Origin of the sequence: Streptomyces sp. H27-D2 (genome assembly GCF_035828615.1) — a bacterium.
In the GTDB taxonomy this organism is placed as follows: domain Bacteria; phylum Actinomycetota; class Actinomycetes; order Streptomycetales; family Streptomycetaceae; genus Streptomyces.
Genome location: NZ_JAYMZR010000058.1, coordinates 34,977 through 48,986 on the forward strand (window position 1 = coordinate 34,977; position 14,010 = coordinate 48,986).

Genomic DNA, 14,010 nt, shown 5'->3' on the forward strand with positions numbered 1-14,010 from the left:
CCCGGCGCGGCCGGGGCCGCGTGAGGCCGGTCCGATGCCCGGTCGCGGGTGGGCGAGGTCCTGGCTCGGCCTCAGCGATGAGTGCGGGCCCGGACGCCGAATCCGGTGGCGCGGTACTCGACTCACTCGCCATCAGGGCCAACGAGCGTCACCGGGCAGGTGTATCGGCTCTTTGCGAACCCTTCGGCTGCCGGAGCGCATCCCGGCGGGCCGGGCGGTGTCCTTCGGCGCCGCGCAGGAGACGTTGATGCTGTTGGGAGCGGGGCGATGGGCTGTGCTCGGGCGCGCGGGCCGGCCCGGGGCAATCCACCGGGGCGCCCCTCGGCGGGGAGCGGGGAACGTGTGAAATTCGAACGAATGGCGGGATTGGGCCGGGGGCGCACGTCGGCTCGGGGGCCGGCCGCAGCTTGTGGCGGAGGCTCAGGTCGACAGGGTGCCGTCGTCACCCGTACGCCCTCGGCGGTCGGGTGGAGCGTTCAGCGGCGGATGGCGTCGATCGCGTGGGCCGGTCCGCCCCCAGGAGACAGGCGTGGGCCGGTCCGCCCCCGGAGGCCCGGCGGTCCGGCGATCCGGTTCCACCTCGGCGACGGTGAGGGAGATCCGCAGACCGGCGCTCTCCCCGTCGTAGCGGGCGGCTGCCGGGACGTCGGGGGCGCGATTTTCTCAACTCGCCTTACTGGGACCGCAGTTAGCATATTCTGGGAGCGTTCGGCAAGCGAGGTCAGCCGCCCGGCGAGAGCGTCGACCCAGTGAAGGACCAGGCACCATGACCGCATCCGCGCACCGGCGCCCACGACGCCTGCTGCTGCCCGCCGGTCTCGCGCTGGCTTCGGTGGCTTCTCTGCTGGCCTGGCTCACGCCCGTCTCGGGAGCTTCGCCCTCCTCGCGGGACGCCTGCCGTACGGTCGGCGACGGCATGCCGCGCGGTGACTGCGGGCCCTTCCGGCAGGTGTTCGCCGAGGACTTCAACAGGGATAGCGTGCCGCTGGGTTCGTTCAGCAACTGCGAGCACGACGTCGACACCCGCCAGGCGTACTGCGACGGCCTTCGGGGCGCCTACCGGGAGGATTGGTGGGCCTACCCCGACACCTGGAAGGACACCGCGAAGTCCGGCGCGGACGGCAACGCGGTCCGCGCGGTCGGCGGCACCTACCACCCGGAGGACACCGTGTGGGTCGGCCCGGCCGACGACGGCGACGGCCAGATGCACATCAGGATGTGGCGGCCACAGGACGGCGGCGACGTCCACGCCGCGGCCGTGGTTCCCAAGAAACTGATGGGGCGGACGTACGGCAAGTTCAGCGAGCGGTTCCGGGTGAGCAAGGCCGCGCCCGGCTACAAGTCGGCGCACCTCTGGTACGGCGACGGCTGCGAGATCGACTACCCGGAGCAGAACTGGACGGACACGATCTCGGCGTTCACGCACCCCTGCGGCGGCGGTGAGCAGGACGTGTTCACCACCGGCGCCCGGTGGACGCGCTGGCACACCACCTCCGTCGAGTGGACCCCCGACGAACTGCGCTACTACCTCGACGGCGAGCTCATCGGCTCCAGCACGCGCGGCGTACCGTCCGAGCCGCTGTCCTGGGTGCTCCAGAACGAGAGCGCCCTGTACGGAGCGGTTCCCGAGGCCAGTTCGTCGGCGCAGCTCGACATCACCTGGATCGCCGGATACACGTACGGCTCACCGGCCTCGGGAGGCTGACCGGGCACGTCGGCGCAGGCGATCGTCGGCGTCCGGCCGAGCCGGCTGCCCGGCGGTGTGCCGTAGCCGGGCCGGTGTCGGCCGGGCCGGCTGGCAGGCGGCCGGGACCGGGCTGCTCGGCGTAATCAGGGACTCGTTCGAGTGGGCGGCCGTGACCTTGAGCGGGGTGACCGAGGGCGCGCGGTAAGCGTGCGGTGTCCGATCCTCGCTCTTAGGAGATACGCATGCGTCAGCTCATCGGCCGCTCCGCCGCCGTCGCGGTGCTCGCCGCCGCCGCCATCATCCCGCTCACCGGCGTCGCCCAGGCCGCGCCGCAGACGGCGCCGGCCACCGTCACGTGGAGCCACCACGACGGTGACCACGATGGCCGTGACCACGATGGCCGCGACCACCACGGCCGCGAGGACGGTCGGCACCACGGCCATGACAACTGCGACGAGGGTCGCGGCTACGGCCACCACGACGGTCGCGGCTACGGCCACGACGGTCGCGGCTACGGCCACGACGGTCGCGGCTACGGCCACGGCGGCTACGGAGGTAACTACGGCGGCTACGGAGGTAACTACGGCGGCTACGGAGGTAACTACGGAGGTAACTACGGCGGCGGCCTGCTGGGCCTCGGCCTCCTCTGACCGCTGACGGGCCGCAGTCCCGTCGGACCGCCGCCCCGGTGACGAGAACGCGCACCGGACCGGCCCGCTGACGTACGGGACAGGCAGTGATGGGGCGGTCGTACCTGGGCACCCCAGGGCGGCCGCCTCTTTGCGTAGCCCGGCCCGTGGGCTGCTCGGACCCGTACACGGCCGGGTAAGATCGGCTTACGGGTGCGGTGCGGTGCGGTGCGGTCGCCGGGCTCGGGTCTGGCTCGGGGCCGCTGCCGGATCGCCCCGGCGGACACACGGGCCGCTTCCCGGGGCAGTTCTACAGTGCCACGAGCGTGGTCTCGGTGGCCTTGATGCTGGTCCAGACGGCCGCGCCGTCCGTGAGGCCGAGGTCGGCGGCGGCCTGCGGGGTGATTTCGGCGACGAGGTCGGGTGCCTGGTCCGAGGTGATCAGGATGCGCAGCCGGCTTCCGCTGGCGGTGATTTCGCGGATGGTGCCGGGCCAGATGTTGCGGGGGCTGCCGCCGGGTTGGTCGCGGTGTACGGATACCGCTTCCGGGGCGATGATCGCCAGCGCCGGGGTCCCGTCGGCGAGCGGGTCGGCGACGACGAGCCGGCCGCCGCCGTCCAGGGCGAGGCCGGTGGGCGTGGCGGTGCCGGACCAGGCGTTGCGGCCGAGCATGCGGGCGACCCAGGGGGAACGGGGGTGACGGGTGACCTCGGCGGGCGCGGCGTCCTGGAGCGTGCGCCCTTCGTCCAGGACGAGCACCCGGTCGGCGAGCGAGACTGCTTCGACCGGGTCGTGCGTGACGATCAGGCAGACGCCGCCGAAGCCGGCCAGGTGGGTGCGGAGCAAGTGCCGGACGTGGGCGCGGGTGATCTGGTCGAGCGCGGCCAGCGGTTCGTCGAGCAGCAGCAGCCGGGGGCGGGCAGCCACCGCGCGGGCCAGCGCGACGCGTGGGGACTGGCCGCCGGAGAGCCGGCCCGGCTTGCGGTGGGCGCGGTGCCCGACGCCGAGGCGGTCGAGCCACTCCTGGGCGGTGCGGCGGGCCGCGGCCCGGCCGACGCCGTGGGTGCGCAGGCCGTAAGCGGTGTTGGCGAGCGCGCTCAGATGCGGGAACAGCGCGCCGTCCTGGGGCACCCAGGCGACGCCCCGGCGGTGCGGCGGCAGCGCGGTGACGTCGAGGTCGCCGAGGCGCAGTTCGGCGTGGGCGCGCGGGGTGAGGCCGAGGAGGGCGCGCAGCAGGGTGGTCTTGCCGGCGCCATTGGGGCCGACGACGGCGATGGTCTCGCCCGGCCCGGCGTCGAGGAGGAGGGTGTTGAAGCCGGTGACCTCGGCGTGCAGCGGCCAACGCTCCTGCGGAGCGGGAGACTTCACCGGCTCGACGACGGCGATCGCGGTGCCGGCCGACGGCGGCTCCGCGTCGGCCGCCTGGCTCTTGACGCTCCGGGCGCGGCTGATCGTCCCGCCGGCCCAACGGCCGCGCAGGCAGATCAGCACGGCCATGGCGATGACGAGCAGCAGCAGGGACACGGAGGTCGCGGCCTCGGGGGAGTCCTGGAGCAGCAGATAGACCTGGAGCGGCAGGGTCTGGGTGGTGCCGGGCAGATTGCCCGCGAAGGTGATGGTCGCGCCGAACTCGCCGAGCGCCCGCGCCCAGGTCAGCGCCGCCCCGGCGGCCAGTCCCGGAGCGACCATCGGCAGCGTGACGGTGAAGAACACCCGTACGGGCGATGCGCCGAGGGAGGCTGCCGTCTCCTCGTAACTCGGCCGGAGTCCGGCGAGGCTGCCTTCGAGGCTGATGATCAGGAAGGGCATCGCGACGAAGGTCGCGGCGACGACGGCGCCGGAGGTGTGGAAGGGCAGGGTGATGCCGAAGGCGCTCTCCAGCCAGGGCCCGAGCAGGCCGCGGCGGCCGAAGCCCAGCAGCAGCGCGACCCCGCCGACGGTGGGCGGCAGCACCATCGGCAGCAGTACCAGGGAGCGCACCAGGGCCTTGCCGGGGAACGCGACCCGGGCGAGCAGCCAGGCCAGCGGCACGCCGAGCAGCAGGGACAGGCCGAGCGCCCAGAAGGAGACGACCAGCGAGAGCCGCAGCGCCTCGGTGACGCCGGGGGCGGTCAGATGTGTGCCGAGGTCGCCCCAGGTGGTGCGGGCCAGGATGCCGATCAGCGGCAGCAGCAGGAACGCGATCGCGAGCAGCGCGGGCACCGCCAGGACGACGGGGGTGCGGGTGCCGCGGGTACGGGGCCGGGGGCGTCTCATCGAGGTTCCTGGGATCGGGACGGGCAGGGCTCGCGGGATCGGGACGCGAGTGCCGCGGGAGCCGCGAGGGGCTGTCCGGTCCCCCCGACCGGACAGCCCTCATGGGGTGCGGAGCGTATTACGGCTTCTGGAAGCCCGCGTTTTGGAGGATCTTCTGCGCCTCGGGGGTGCTCAGCCACTTCACGAACGCGCTCGCGGCCGCCGTGTGCTCGGAGGTCTTGAGGGTGGCCGCCGGGTAGGAGGCGACCGCGTTCTGGTCGTCGGGGATCGCGATCGCGTCGACCTTGCCGGTCGCGGTCGCGGCGTCCGTCCGGTAGACGAGGCCGGCGTCCGCCTCGCCGAGCTCGACCTTGCTCAGCACGGCGCGCACGTTCGGCTCCTGGGAGACCGGCTTCACGTCGATCTTCTGCGCGGTCAGGATCTGCTCGCTGTAGCGGCCGACCGGCACCTCGGGGGCGGCGAGGACGACCTTCAGCTTGGTGTCGGCCAGGTCCTTGAGGCCGTCGATCTTCTTCGGGTTGCCCTCGCCGGCGGCGATCACCAGGCGGTTCTTGGCGATGACGGTCGGGGCGCCGGCGTCGGCCTTCAGCCCGTCCATCGTCTTGGTGTCCGCGGTGACCAGCGCGTCGGCCGGCGCGCCCTGCTTGACCTGGGCGGCCAGCTCCTGGGAACCGGCGAAGGAGAACTTCACCCTCGTACCCGGGTGCTTCTTCTCGTACGCGGCGCCCGCGGTCTTGAACACGTCGGTCAGCGAAGAGGCGGCGAGCACGGTCAGGTCTGCCTTGGGCGCGCCGGAGCCGGAGCCGGAGGCGGACGCTTTCGCGCCGCTGTCCTTCTTGTCGTCGTCGCTGCCGCAGGCCGCCAGCGGCACGAGCAGGGCGGCGGTCAGGACGGCGGTGGCCGCACGGCGTCGGGTGAGGGAGAGTGACATGGGAAGGGGACTCCTTGCGGTGCGGGTCGACTTCACGTCGTCCGAGCGGGGTGGTGGTGAGCCGCGCCGGGGACGGCGGCGCCGCTGGAGAGGGCAGTGGGTCAGACGCGGTCGATGTGCACGCTGGTGGACTTCACGCGGGCGGTGGCCTGCATGCCGACCTCCAGGCCGAGTTCCTCGACGGCCTCCCGGGTCAGCAGCGAGACGATCCGGTGCGGCCCGGCCTGGATCTCCACCTGTGCGGCGACGTCGCCGAGCTTGACGCTGGTGACGATGCCGGGGAAGGCGTTGCGGGCCGAGGTGTACGAGGAGTCCTCCTCGCCGTTGCCGCTCTGCCCGACCTCGACGGAGAAGGCGGCCAGATCCCGGCCGTCGATGAGGCGTCGGCCGGCTTCGTCGCGGTGGGTCGTGACCCGCCCGGCGTCCGCCCAGCGGCGCGCGGTGTCGGGGCTGACGCCGAGCAGACGCGCCGCCTGGCCGATCGTGTAGGACTGCATGCGCGTCAAGATAGAGCAGCATGCCTAGCATTTGCAAGGGTTTAGGTGAATCTCTATGGCATGTGCCACTTGGGTGGAGGAAGATCTAAAGTGCCGCCGTTATCCGTCATCCCGCCGCTCAGTAGCCTGACCCCATGCCGATCCCGTCGGCTGGCTCGGGCCGGTCCGCCGGGGCGAGGCCGTCGCCGTAGCCGTCGTGAGGAATCAGCCGTGACCGCCGAACGAATCGACCCGCCCTTGATCGCCGGTGAGCGCGAGATGATGCGCGCTTTCCTCGACTACCACCGCGCGACGCTCGCGATGAAGGTCGACGGCCTCTCCGACGAGGAACTGCGGCGTCAGTCGATGCCGCCCTCGACGCTCTCCCTGCTCGGCCTGGTGCGGCACATGGCCGAGGTGGAGCGCAACTGGTTCCGCCGAGTGATCGACGGCGAGGACATCCCGCTCGTGTGGTCGGACGAGGGCGACTACCAGGTGGCGTACGACGCGCGGACCGCCGCGCGGTCGGAGGCGTTCGACGCCTGGCGCACGGAGGTCGAGCACGCGCGCCGGATCGAGGCGGAGGCGCCCTCGCTCGACGTGACCGGCTTCCTGGCCCAGCAGGGCGAGCATGTGTCGCTCCGGCTGGTGATGCTGCACCTGATGCACGAGTACGCGCGGCACAACGGCCATGCGGACTTCCTGCGCGAGGGAATCGACGGGGCCGTCGGAGCCTGAGAACACCCGGCGGCCCCTGCGGGTCGACCGAGCCACCGTGGCCCGACCGACCCGACCCGACCGACCCGACCCGACCGACCCGACCCGACCGACCCGACCCGACCGACCCGACCGACCCGACCCGCGACCGTGGGGCCGCAGCCCCCGCCGCGCTGACCGTGCCTGCTGACCGTGCCTCAGGAAGCGACGCTCAGGACGAGCTTGCCCCGGGTGCGTCCCTGCTCGCCCCGGCGGTGCGCCTGCGCGGCGTCCGCCAGCGGCAGTACGTCCTCGACCTCGACGTTCACCGCGCCCTTGTCGATCAGCTCGGCGATCGAGGTGAGCGCCGTGCCGTCGGGCTCCACCAGGAAGCCGCTCGCCCGCAGCCCCTGCGAGCGGGCCGCCTCCAGCAGCTCGGGGGAGACGCCCGAGGGTACGGCGATGATCGTGCCGCCGCGGCGCAGCGTCCGCAGCGAGCGGGTGCTCGTCCCGTCCTGCCCGTCGCCGACCAGATCGATGACGACGTCGACGTCACGCACCGCGTCCTCGAAGCGGACCTCGCTGTAGTCGACCAGCTCGTCGGCGCCCAGCGAGCGCAGCCAGTCGTGCTTCGCGGCGCGCGCGGTGCCGATGACGTGCGCGCCGAGGTGCTTGGCGATCTGTACGGCGAAGTGGCCCACGCCGCCCGCGGCGGCGTGGATCAGCACCCGCTGCCCCGCCTCGACGTGCGCGGCGTCGACCAGCGACTGCCAGGCGGTGAGCGCGGCCAGCGGCACCGCGGCGGCCCGGTCGTGGTCGAGGGTGGCGGGCTTGCGCGCGAACTGCCGGGCGGGCGCGGTCACATACTCGGCGTACGCACCGGCCTGGCGCGGGAACCACGGCATCCCGTACACCTCGTCGCCGACCTCAAGGGTGTGCACGCCGAAGCCGACCTCCGCCACGACGCCGGAGACGTCCCAGCCCAGGATGAAGGGCGGCTCGCCCAGCACACCGGCCATGCCGCCGCCGTCGCGGGTCTTCCAGTCCACCGGGTTCACGCCGGCGGCACGCACCCGTACCAGCACTTCGGTGGGCAGCGGCTCGGGCCGCGGCACCTGGGCGAGCCGGAGTACCTCGGGGCCGCCGAAGGTGTCCTGGGTGATCGCGCGCATGGTCGGATCGCTGCTCATGTCGGGTTGCTCCTGAGGGTGTGCCGAGGGCGCCGAGGCGCGGCCCGGGGGGCTGATCATCAACGCTCGTAAGCTACCCCGGAGGTAGTGGTAACCAGCAAGGGACACTACTATCCATGGGAAAGCAATGAGCTCACAGCCGTACCGGAGGAGAATTTCATGGCCATGGCGTGTTCCACGGGCCGGCATGCGCAGCACGATGTGTACGCCGCGCTGTGCCCGTGCCGCGATGTACTCGACATGCTGGCCAACAAATGGGCGGCGCTGGCGATCGGCGCGCTCGAGGACGGGCCGCAGCGCTTCGGCGTGCTGCGGCGACGCCTCCAGGGGATCAGCCCCAAGGTGCTGACGAGCACGCTGCGCCGCTTGGAGCAGAACGGCTTCGTCGAGCGCACGGTTTATCCGGCCGTGCCGCTGCACGTCGAGTACGAGTTGACGGAGCTGGGCAGCGGTGTCTCGGTGCCGCTGGGGCAATTGCGCGCTTGGGTGGAGAACCACCTCGACGGCATACGGGCCGCCGACGCCGACGCGCCGTCCTGCGGCTGAGGCGCGGGCCCCGACCCTCGCCCGGTCGACTTCCGTACCGCTTCCGTACCGCGCCGCCGACGCGTGATCCGTCGAACCGGCGGGCTCAGCCGATTTGGCTGAACTGCGCGTAGACGAATTAGATGCCTCAGGCATGTAGTAGAGATCAGTAAGACTGACTCTTCGGTTGCGAGGTCATGCATGACGGAAACTGTCTCCTTCCCCCAGGACCGCACCTGCCCCTACCTCCCGCCCACCGCCTACCAGCCGCTTCGTGAAGAACGACCCCTCTCGCGGGCCGCGTTGTACGACGGCCGATCCGTCTGGGTGGTGACCGGCCACGCCGAGGCTCGTGCGCTGCTCGTCGATCCCCGGCTGTCCTCCGATCGGCAGAACGACGCGTTCCCGATCCTCACGGAGCGCCTGGCCGGGCTCACCCGACGCCGTATCGAACTGCTCGGGGTCGACGACCCCGAGCACAACACACAGCGCCGGATGCTGATCCCCGGCTTCACCCTCAAACGCATCGCGGCCCTGCGGCCGCAGATCCAGCAGACCGTGGACCGGCTGCTGGACGCCATGCTCGAAAAGGGCCCGTCGGCCGAGCTGGTCAGCGCCTTCGCGCTGCCCGTCCCCTCCATGGTGATCTGTGCGCTGCTCGGGGTCCCCTACGCCGACCACGACTTCTTCGAGGAGCAGTCGCGCCGATTGCTGCGGGGGCCGAAAGCCGCCGACACCGAGGCGGCCCGCGACCGGCTGGAGGAGTACTTCGGCGCGCTGATCGACCGCAAGCAGCTCGAACCCGGCGATGGGCTGCTCGACGATCTCATCGGGCAGCAGCTGAGCGAAGGGGCGCTGGACCGGCAGGAGTTGATCAATCTCGCCACGATCCTGCTCGTCGCCGGCCACGAGACCACCGCGAACATGATCTCGCTGGGTACCTTCACGCTCCTGGAACATCCGCGAAGGCTCGCGGAGTTGCGCGCCGATCCGTCCCTGATGCCAGCCGCCGTCGAGGAGTTGATGCGCTTTTTGTCCATCGCCGACGGCATGCTGCGGGTGGCGACAGAGGACATCGAGGTGGCCGGGACGGCCGTCAGGGCCGGCGAGGGCATCGTCCTGTCCACCTCACTGATCAACCGGGACACCTCCGCCTACTCCGCGCCGGACGCGCTGGACTGGCACCGCTCGACCCGCCATCACGTCGCCTTCGGCTTCGGTATCCACCAGTGCCTGGGGCAGAACCTGGCGCGGGCGGAGATGGAGATCGCGCTGCGCACCCTCATCGGCCGGCTGCCCGGTCTCCGGCTCGCGGTGCCCGCCGAGCAGATCCCCTTCAAGCCCGGCGACACGATTCAGGGAATGTTCGAACTCCCCGTCACGTGGTAGCGGTCGGCGGACGAAAGGGCTCGGCAATGCGGATCAGCATCGACAAGGAGACCTGCATCGGCGCCGGTCAGTGCGCCCTGACTGCACCGGGGGTCTTCACCCAGGACGACGACGGATTCAGCGAGTTGCTGCCCGGCCGTGAGGACGGCGGTGGCGGCCCCATGGCGCGCGAGGCCGCTCGCGCGTGTCCCGTACAGGCCATTTCGCTCTCGGACGACTGATTGCGGTTTGCCGGTGTGCGGGCGGTCCGGGCGGGCCGGGCGACCGCAACTGGGCCCGCCCGACGGCGCGCACACCGGCCAGGCCGCCGCTACGCGAGGACGAACGCCACGGCGGTAGCCGCTCCGAGGCAGGAGCCGGCCACCGTCTGGGCGACCGAGTGGTACGTCAGCGCGACGCGGGACCAGCACACCGCGACGACCAGCGCGTAGCCGAGGAGCCACCAGGGGGAGTGGACGGCAGCGAGCATGGCGACGACGGCGGAGGCGACGGTGGCGTCCACCGAGATCTTCCAGAGGGAGTTCACGGCCAGCAGGAGCACGGTCACCGCCCACAGCGCGAGCATCGCGACGAGGATGTCGCTCGGAGCGCCGGCCAGGATCATGACGCCCGAGCCGATGCCGATCGAGGCCAGGATGACGCCGAAGATACGCGGCCGCTGCCGCCGGTCCACGACGTGCCGGTCGCCCCACGTGCCGCGCTTTTGCTCCCACTCGATGTAGGCGTACGGGACGATGCCCGCACAGAGGGCCGCGAACAGCCCCCAGGCCGCGCCGGTCCAGTCACGCGCCGCGGCGACGCCGATGCCGGTGAGCCCGGCGAGCAGGACGTTGCGGGGCTGGAAAACGTCGGTGACGGTGCGCGCGGTGCTGGTCGTGCTCATACGGGTCGCCTCACGGACTCGGGAACTCGCTCCGAGGAGGAACTGTGCCAGCAGGCCGCCGGGCTCCGGCGCGTGGGCCCGCCGTACGGGTCTGCCGTACGGGCCTGTCCGGCGAGCCCGCCGAACGGTCCGCGCCGGTACGGCTGCGATCACGGATACCCGACACGCGACCCCGTACGACAGCCGCCCGTAGGACACCCGCCTATACAACACCCGGAAGTGGACCTGCCATGCGCCCTGTACCCGCGGACCCGACCGTGCTCCACCCGTTCCCCGACCAGCCTCGGGTGGTGCTGTTGAAACCGCTGGTGACCTCGCCGCTGATCGAGGTCGGGGAGTACTCCTACTACGACGATCCGGACGATCCCACCGCGTTCGAGACCCGCAACGTGCTCTACCACTACGGGCCGGAGAAGCTCGTCATCGGCAAGTTCTGCGCGCTCGGCGAGGGGGTGCGGTTCATCATGAACGGGGCCAACCACCGGATGGACGGCCCTTCGACCTTCCCCTTTCCCATCATGGGCGGCTCCTGGGCCGAGCACTTCGACCTGATCAGCGGGCTGCCCGGCCGCGGTGACACGGTCGTCGGCCATGACGTCTGGTTCGGCTACCGCGCCATGGTGATGCCCGGCGTCCGGATCGGGCACGGCGCCGTCATCGCCTCCGGGGCGGTCGTGGTCGACGACGTCCCCGACTACGGCATCGTCGGCGGCAACCCCGCCAAGCTCATCCGCAGCCGCTTCAGCGCGCCGGACATCGCCCGGCTGCTGGCCGTCGCCTGGTGGAACTGGCCCGCCGAGCACCTGACCGAACACCTGCGGACCGTCATGTCCGGCAGCATCGGCGAGCTCGAAGCCGCCGCCCCGACGGAGTGACGACCGGTCGGCCGGACGGACGCCGCTCAGCGGGCAGCCGCGCGCCGGCGAGGGCGCTGTCCGCGTTCCCTCGCCGGCGGTGAGCGGCGGCTCGTGGCTCACGCCGGGCGGCTGGAGACCTCGTCGCCGTCGCCGTCGTCGTCGCCGGAACGGGCCTGAGCGCGGCGGAGTGCGCGGCCCAGGGACAGCGCGCCCGGTCCGGTGAACACCAGGAACAGGAACGCCCAGCAGAAGATCGCGGCCATCTCCCCGCCGTTCTGCAACGGCCACAGGCCGGTGGGCTGGTGCACGTCGAAGTACGCGTACGCCATCGAGCCCGAACAGATCAGGGCCGCCGCGCGGGTGCCGATGCCGAGCGTCACCAGGGTGCCGCCGACGAGCTGGATGACGGCCGCGTACCAACCGGGCCAGGTGCCCGCCGGGACCGACCCGCCGGTCGGCACGACCCCGCCGAGCACGCCGAAGAGGGCCGCCGCGCCGTGGCAGGCGAAGAGCAGACCGATGACGACGCGGAAGAAGGACAGCGCGTAGGGGCGAGCCACGTCGAGACGCTGGGTGAGCGAGACGGGCGCGGCTGTGTACGGCGTGCTCGAAGCGGACGGCAAGGTCGTGGTCATGGTCGGGCTCCTCGGGTCGGGTGAAGACGGGCGCCCCGGAGCTGTTCGACATGGCGCGGCCACGAGGCGGGAGTGAACCGGCTGACCCATAGTTTTCCGGACAGGACTTGAGCGCGTGTCGTACGGCGGGCGGCTCACCGGCCACTCCGACGGCAGTACCGCTCGCAGCGAGTCGCGCCCGGTGACCATCCGGGGCCGGACGGGCCCGCCCGGCCCCGCGGAACGCCTGCCCCGCCCCCCAGCGCGTCCGCCGGCACGTCCCCAGCGCGCCCCCGCCGGTCACCTAGCGACGCGCACGGGCGCCACATCCCGGGAATTGTGCCGCTCGGCCCAGCCGAGCAGCGCCGTGACGCACGCGTGGTCGATGTGCCGCAGCATCCGCAGGTCCAGCTCTATGTCCCGGTCGCGCGGAAGGGCCTCCAACTGGTCCAGAATCCGGGGCAGCCGCAGGAAGGTGGCGTTCCCGGACAGCCGTACGGTGATCGACCCCGCGCCGTCGTCCAGCACCTCGACATGACCCTGCGAGGTGTCCCACGCCGTCTTGACCACGGCGAGCAACAGCCCGATGAGCACGCCCTTGAACATGTCGGTGATCACGATCGCCGCAGCGGTCACCAGCAACACCACGGCCTCGCCGCGGTGTTCACGCCACAGCAAGATCAACTCAGCGCGCGGCAGCAGTTTCCAGCCCGCGTGCACCAGCACGCCGGCCAGCGCGGCGACCGGGATGACCTCCAACGCGGCCGGCAGCAGAGCGGCGAAGACGAGCAGCCACACACCGTGCAGCACGCGTGACCACTTGGTCCTGGCGCCGGCCTGGAGGTTGGCGGCGCTGCGCACGATCACCGCCGTCATCGGCAGCGCGCCGAGCGCGCCGCACACGGTGTTGCCCGCGCCCTGCGCCATCAACTCCTTGTCGTAGTCGGTCCGCGGTCCGTCGTGCAGCCGGTCCACGGCCGCCGCGCTGAAGAGCGATTCGGCGGAAGCTATCAGGGTGAAGGCGAGCACCGAGCCGAGCATGCCCAGCTGCGCCAGTTGCGCGAACTCCGAGCCGCCCGGCGGCTGTACGGCGTCCAGCAGGCCGCTTACCTCGACGCGGGCGATCGGCGGATCGAACAGCACGGCGGCGCCGGTGGCCAGCGCGACCGCCGCCAGCGGAGCGGGCAGCAGCCGGGCTGCCGGGGGAAGCCGCGGCCAGATCAGCAGCACCGCGATGGTCCCGGTCCCGACCGCGAGCGCGGCGAGCGACGTACCGGAACCGGCGGTGTCGGAGACCAGCCCGGGCAGTCCGGCGAGCTTGGCGACTCCGCTGCTGGGAGCCCGTGCGTCGGCCAGTGTGTACACCTGTCCGGCGACCAGTACGAGCCCGATGCCGGCCAGCATCCCTTGCACGACCGCCACCGAGATCGCCCGGAACCACCGGCCCAGCCGCAGCGCGCCCATGGCCAGTTGCAGCAGCCCCGAAGCCAGCACGAGCACGCCGAGCGCGGCCAGGCCGAACGTCTCGACCGCCTCGTAGACCAGCACGGTCAGCCCGGCGGCGGGACCGCTCACCTGGAGGCTGCTGCCGGGGAGCAGCCCGGCGACCAGCCCGCCGACGATGCCGGTGACCAGGCCGAGTTCGGCCGGCACCCCGGAGGCCACGGCCACGCCCACACACAGCGGAAGAGCGACCAGGAAGACCACGAGCGACGCGGTGACATCGGCCCGCAGATGGACGGGCAGATGGACGGGCAGGCGGACGGGGAGTCGCACGCGGCGCTTCACCGCTCGCTCCGTGCTGCTATCCGGTCCCGGAATCCGTGGACATGGCCGATGACGGTCTGCATGAAGAGTCGCCTCCAGAGGCGCCCGT

Annotated in this window: 14 protein-coding genes; 7 read left to right on the forward strand and 7 right to left on the reverse strand. The window is 72.0% G+C overall.

Annotated features, from left to right (window positions below; all coding sequences use genetic code 11):
- Positions 1-766 precede the first annotated feature (766 nt).
- Entirely contained in the window at positions 767-1,705 is a 939-nt protein-coding gene (locus QMK28_RS21555; RefSeq protein ID WP_326440465.1) for a glycoside hydrolase family 16 protein, read from the forward strand.
- Positions 1,706-1,929: 224 nt separating this feature from the next.
- Positions 1,930-2,337 carry a hypothetical protein gene (locus QMK28_RS21560; RefSeq protein WP_326440467.1) on the forward strand — a complete coding sequence of 136 codons (408 nt, stop codon included), beginning with the start codon at positions 1,930-1,932 and terminating at the stop codon, positions 2,335-2,337.
- Between the two features lie 289 nt (positions 2,338-2,626).
- On the opposite strand, the gene QMK28_RS21565 is transcribed toward QMK28_RS21560, so the two are convergent.
- The 3 genes from QMK28_RS21565 to QMK28_RS21575 form a co-directional block, all read right to left on the reverse strand.
- The gene (locus QMK28_RS21565; RefSeq protein ID WP_326440469.1) at positions 2,627-4,573 is read right to left on the reverse strand and encodes an ABC transporter permease; all 1,947 of its coding nucleotides are present in this window, start codon (positions 4,571-4,573) and stop codon (positions 2,627-2,629) included.
- Between the two features lie 118 nt (positions 4,574-4,691).
- A complete protein-coding gene (gene modA, locus QMK28_RS21570; protein ID WP_326440471.1) occupies positions 4,692-5,504 on the reverse strand; it encodes a molybdate ABC transporter substrate-binding protein in 813 nt (270 codons plus the stop codon).
- A gap of 101 nt (positions 5,505-5,605) precedes the next feature.
- Positions 5,606-6,001: a TOBE domain-containing protein gene (locus QMK28_RS21575; protein ID WP_326440473.1), complete on the reverse strand. Its 396-nt coding sequence runs from the start codon at positions 5,999-6,001 to the stop codon at positions 5,606-5,608.
- Between the two features lie 210 nt (positions 6,002-6,211).
- Between QMK28_RS21575 and QMK28_RS21580 the strand changes: the two genes are divergently transcribed.
- A complete protein-coding gene (locus QMK28_RS21580; protein WP_326440475.1) occupies positions 6,212-6,718 on the forward strand; it encodes a DinB family protein in 507 nt (168 codons plus the stop codon).
- A 176-nt stretch (positions 6,719-6,894) separates the two neighbouring features.
- Here QMK28_RS21580 and QMK28_RS21585 read toward each other — a convergent pair whose 3' ends face one another.
- A complete protein-coding gene (locus tag QMK28_RS21585) occupies positions 6,895-7,866 on the reverse strand; it encodes an NADP-dependent oxidoreductase (RefSeq protein WP_326440476.1) in 972 nt (323 codons plus the stop codon).
- Between the two features lie 159 nt (positions 7,867-8,025).
- Here QMK28_RS21585 and QMK28_RS21590 point away from each other — a divergent pair, with 159 nt between their 5' ends.
- The 3 genes from QMK28_RS21590 (at position 8,026) to QMK28_RS21600 (ending at position 10,001) form a co-directional block, all read left to right on the forward strand.
- Positions 8,026-8,412, forward strand: a complete 387-nt coding sequence (locus tag QMK28_RS21590; RefSeq protein WP_326440478.1) for a winged helix-turn-helix transcriptional regulator — start codon at positions 8,026-8,028, stop codon at positions 8,410-8,412.
- A 180-nt stretch (positions 8,413-8,592) separates the two neighbouring features.
- Entirely contained in the window at positions 8,593-9,780 is a 1,188-nt protein-coding gene (locus QMK28_RS21595) for a cytochrome P450 (RefSeq protein WP_326440480.1), read from the forward strand.
- A gap of 26 nt (positions 9,781-9,806) precedes the next feature.
- On the forward strand, positions 9,807-10,001 hold the full coding sequence (locus QMK28_RS21600) for a ferredoxin (RefSeq protein ID WP_326440482.1): 195 nt from the start codon (positions 9,807-9,809) through the stop codon (positions 9,999-10,001).
- Between the two features lie 89 nt (positions 10,002-10,090).
- Here QMK28_RS21600 and QMK28_RS21605 read toward each other — a convergent pair whose 3' ends face one another.
- On the reverse strand, positions 10,091-10,663 hold the full coding sequence (locus QMK28_RS21605; protein ID WP_326440484.1) for a hypothetical protein: 573 nt from the start codon (positions 10,661-10,663) through the stop codon (positions 10,091-10,093).
- Between the two features lie 230 nt (positions 10,664-10,893).
- On the opposite strand from QMK28_RS21605, the gene QMK28_RS21610 reads away from it, so the two are divergent.
- Positions 10,894-11,538, forward strand: coding sequence for a CatB-related O-acetyltransferase (locus QMK28_RS21610; protein WP_326440486.1), 645 nt, complete (start codon positions 10,894-10,896; stop codon positions 11,536-11,538).
- Between the two features lie 98 nt (positions 11,539-11,636).
- Here the strand turns inward: QMK28_RS21610 and QMK28_RS21615 are convergent, their stop codons facing one another.
- Both QMK28_RS21615 and QMK28_RS21620 read right to left on the reverse strand, forming a co-directional pair.
- The gene (locus QMK28_RS21615; RefSeq protein ID WP_326440488.1) at positions 11,637-12,155 is read right to left on the reverse strand and encodes a DoxX family protein; all 519 of its coding nucleotides are present in this window, start codon (positions 12,153-12,155) and stop codon (positions 11,637-11,639) included.
- A gap of 279 nt (positions 12,156-12,434) precedes the next feature.
- A complete protein-coding gene (locus QMK28_RS21620) occupies positions 12,435-13,922 on the reverse strand; it encodes a SulP family inorganic anion transporter (protein ID WP_326440490.1) in 1,488 nt (495 codons plus the stop codon).
- Positions 13,923-14,010: the final 88 nt, after the last annotated feature.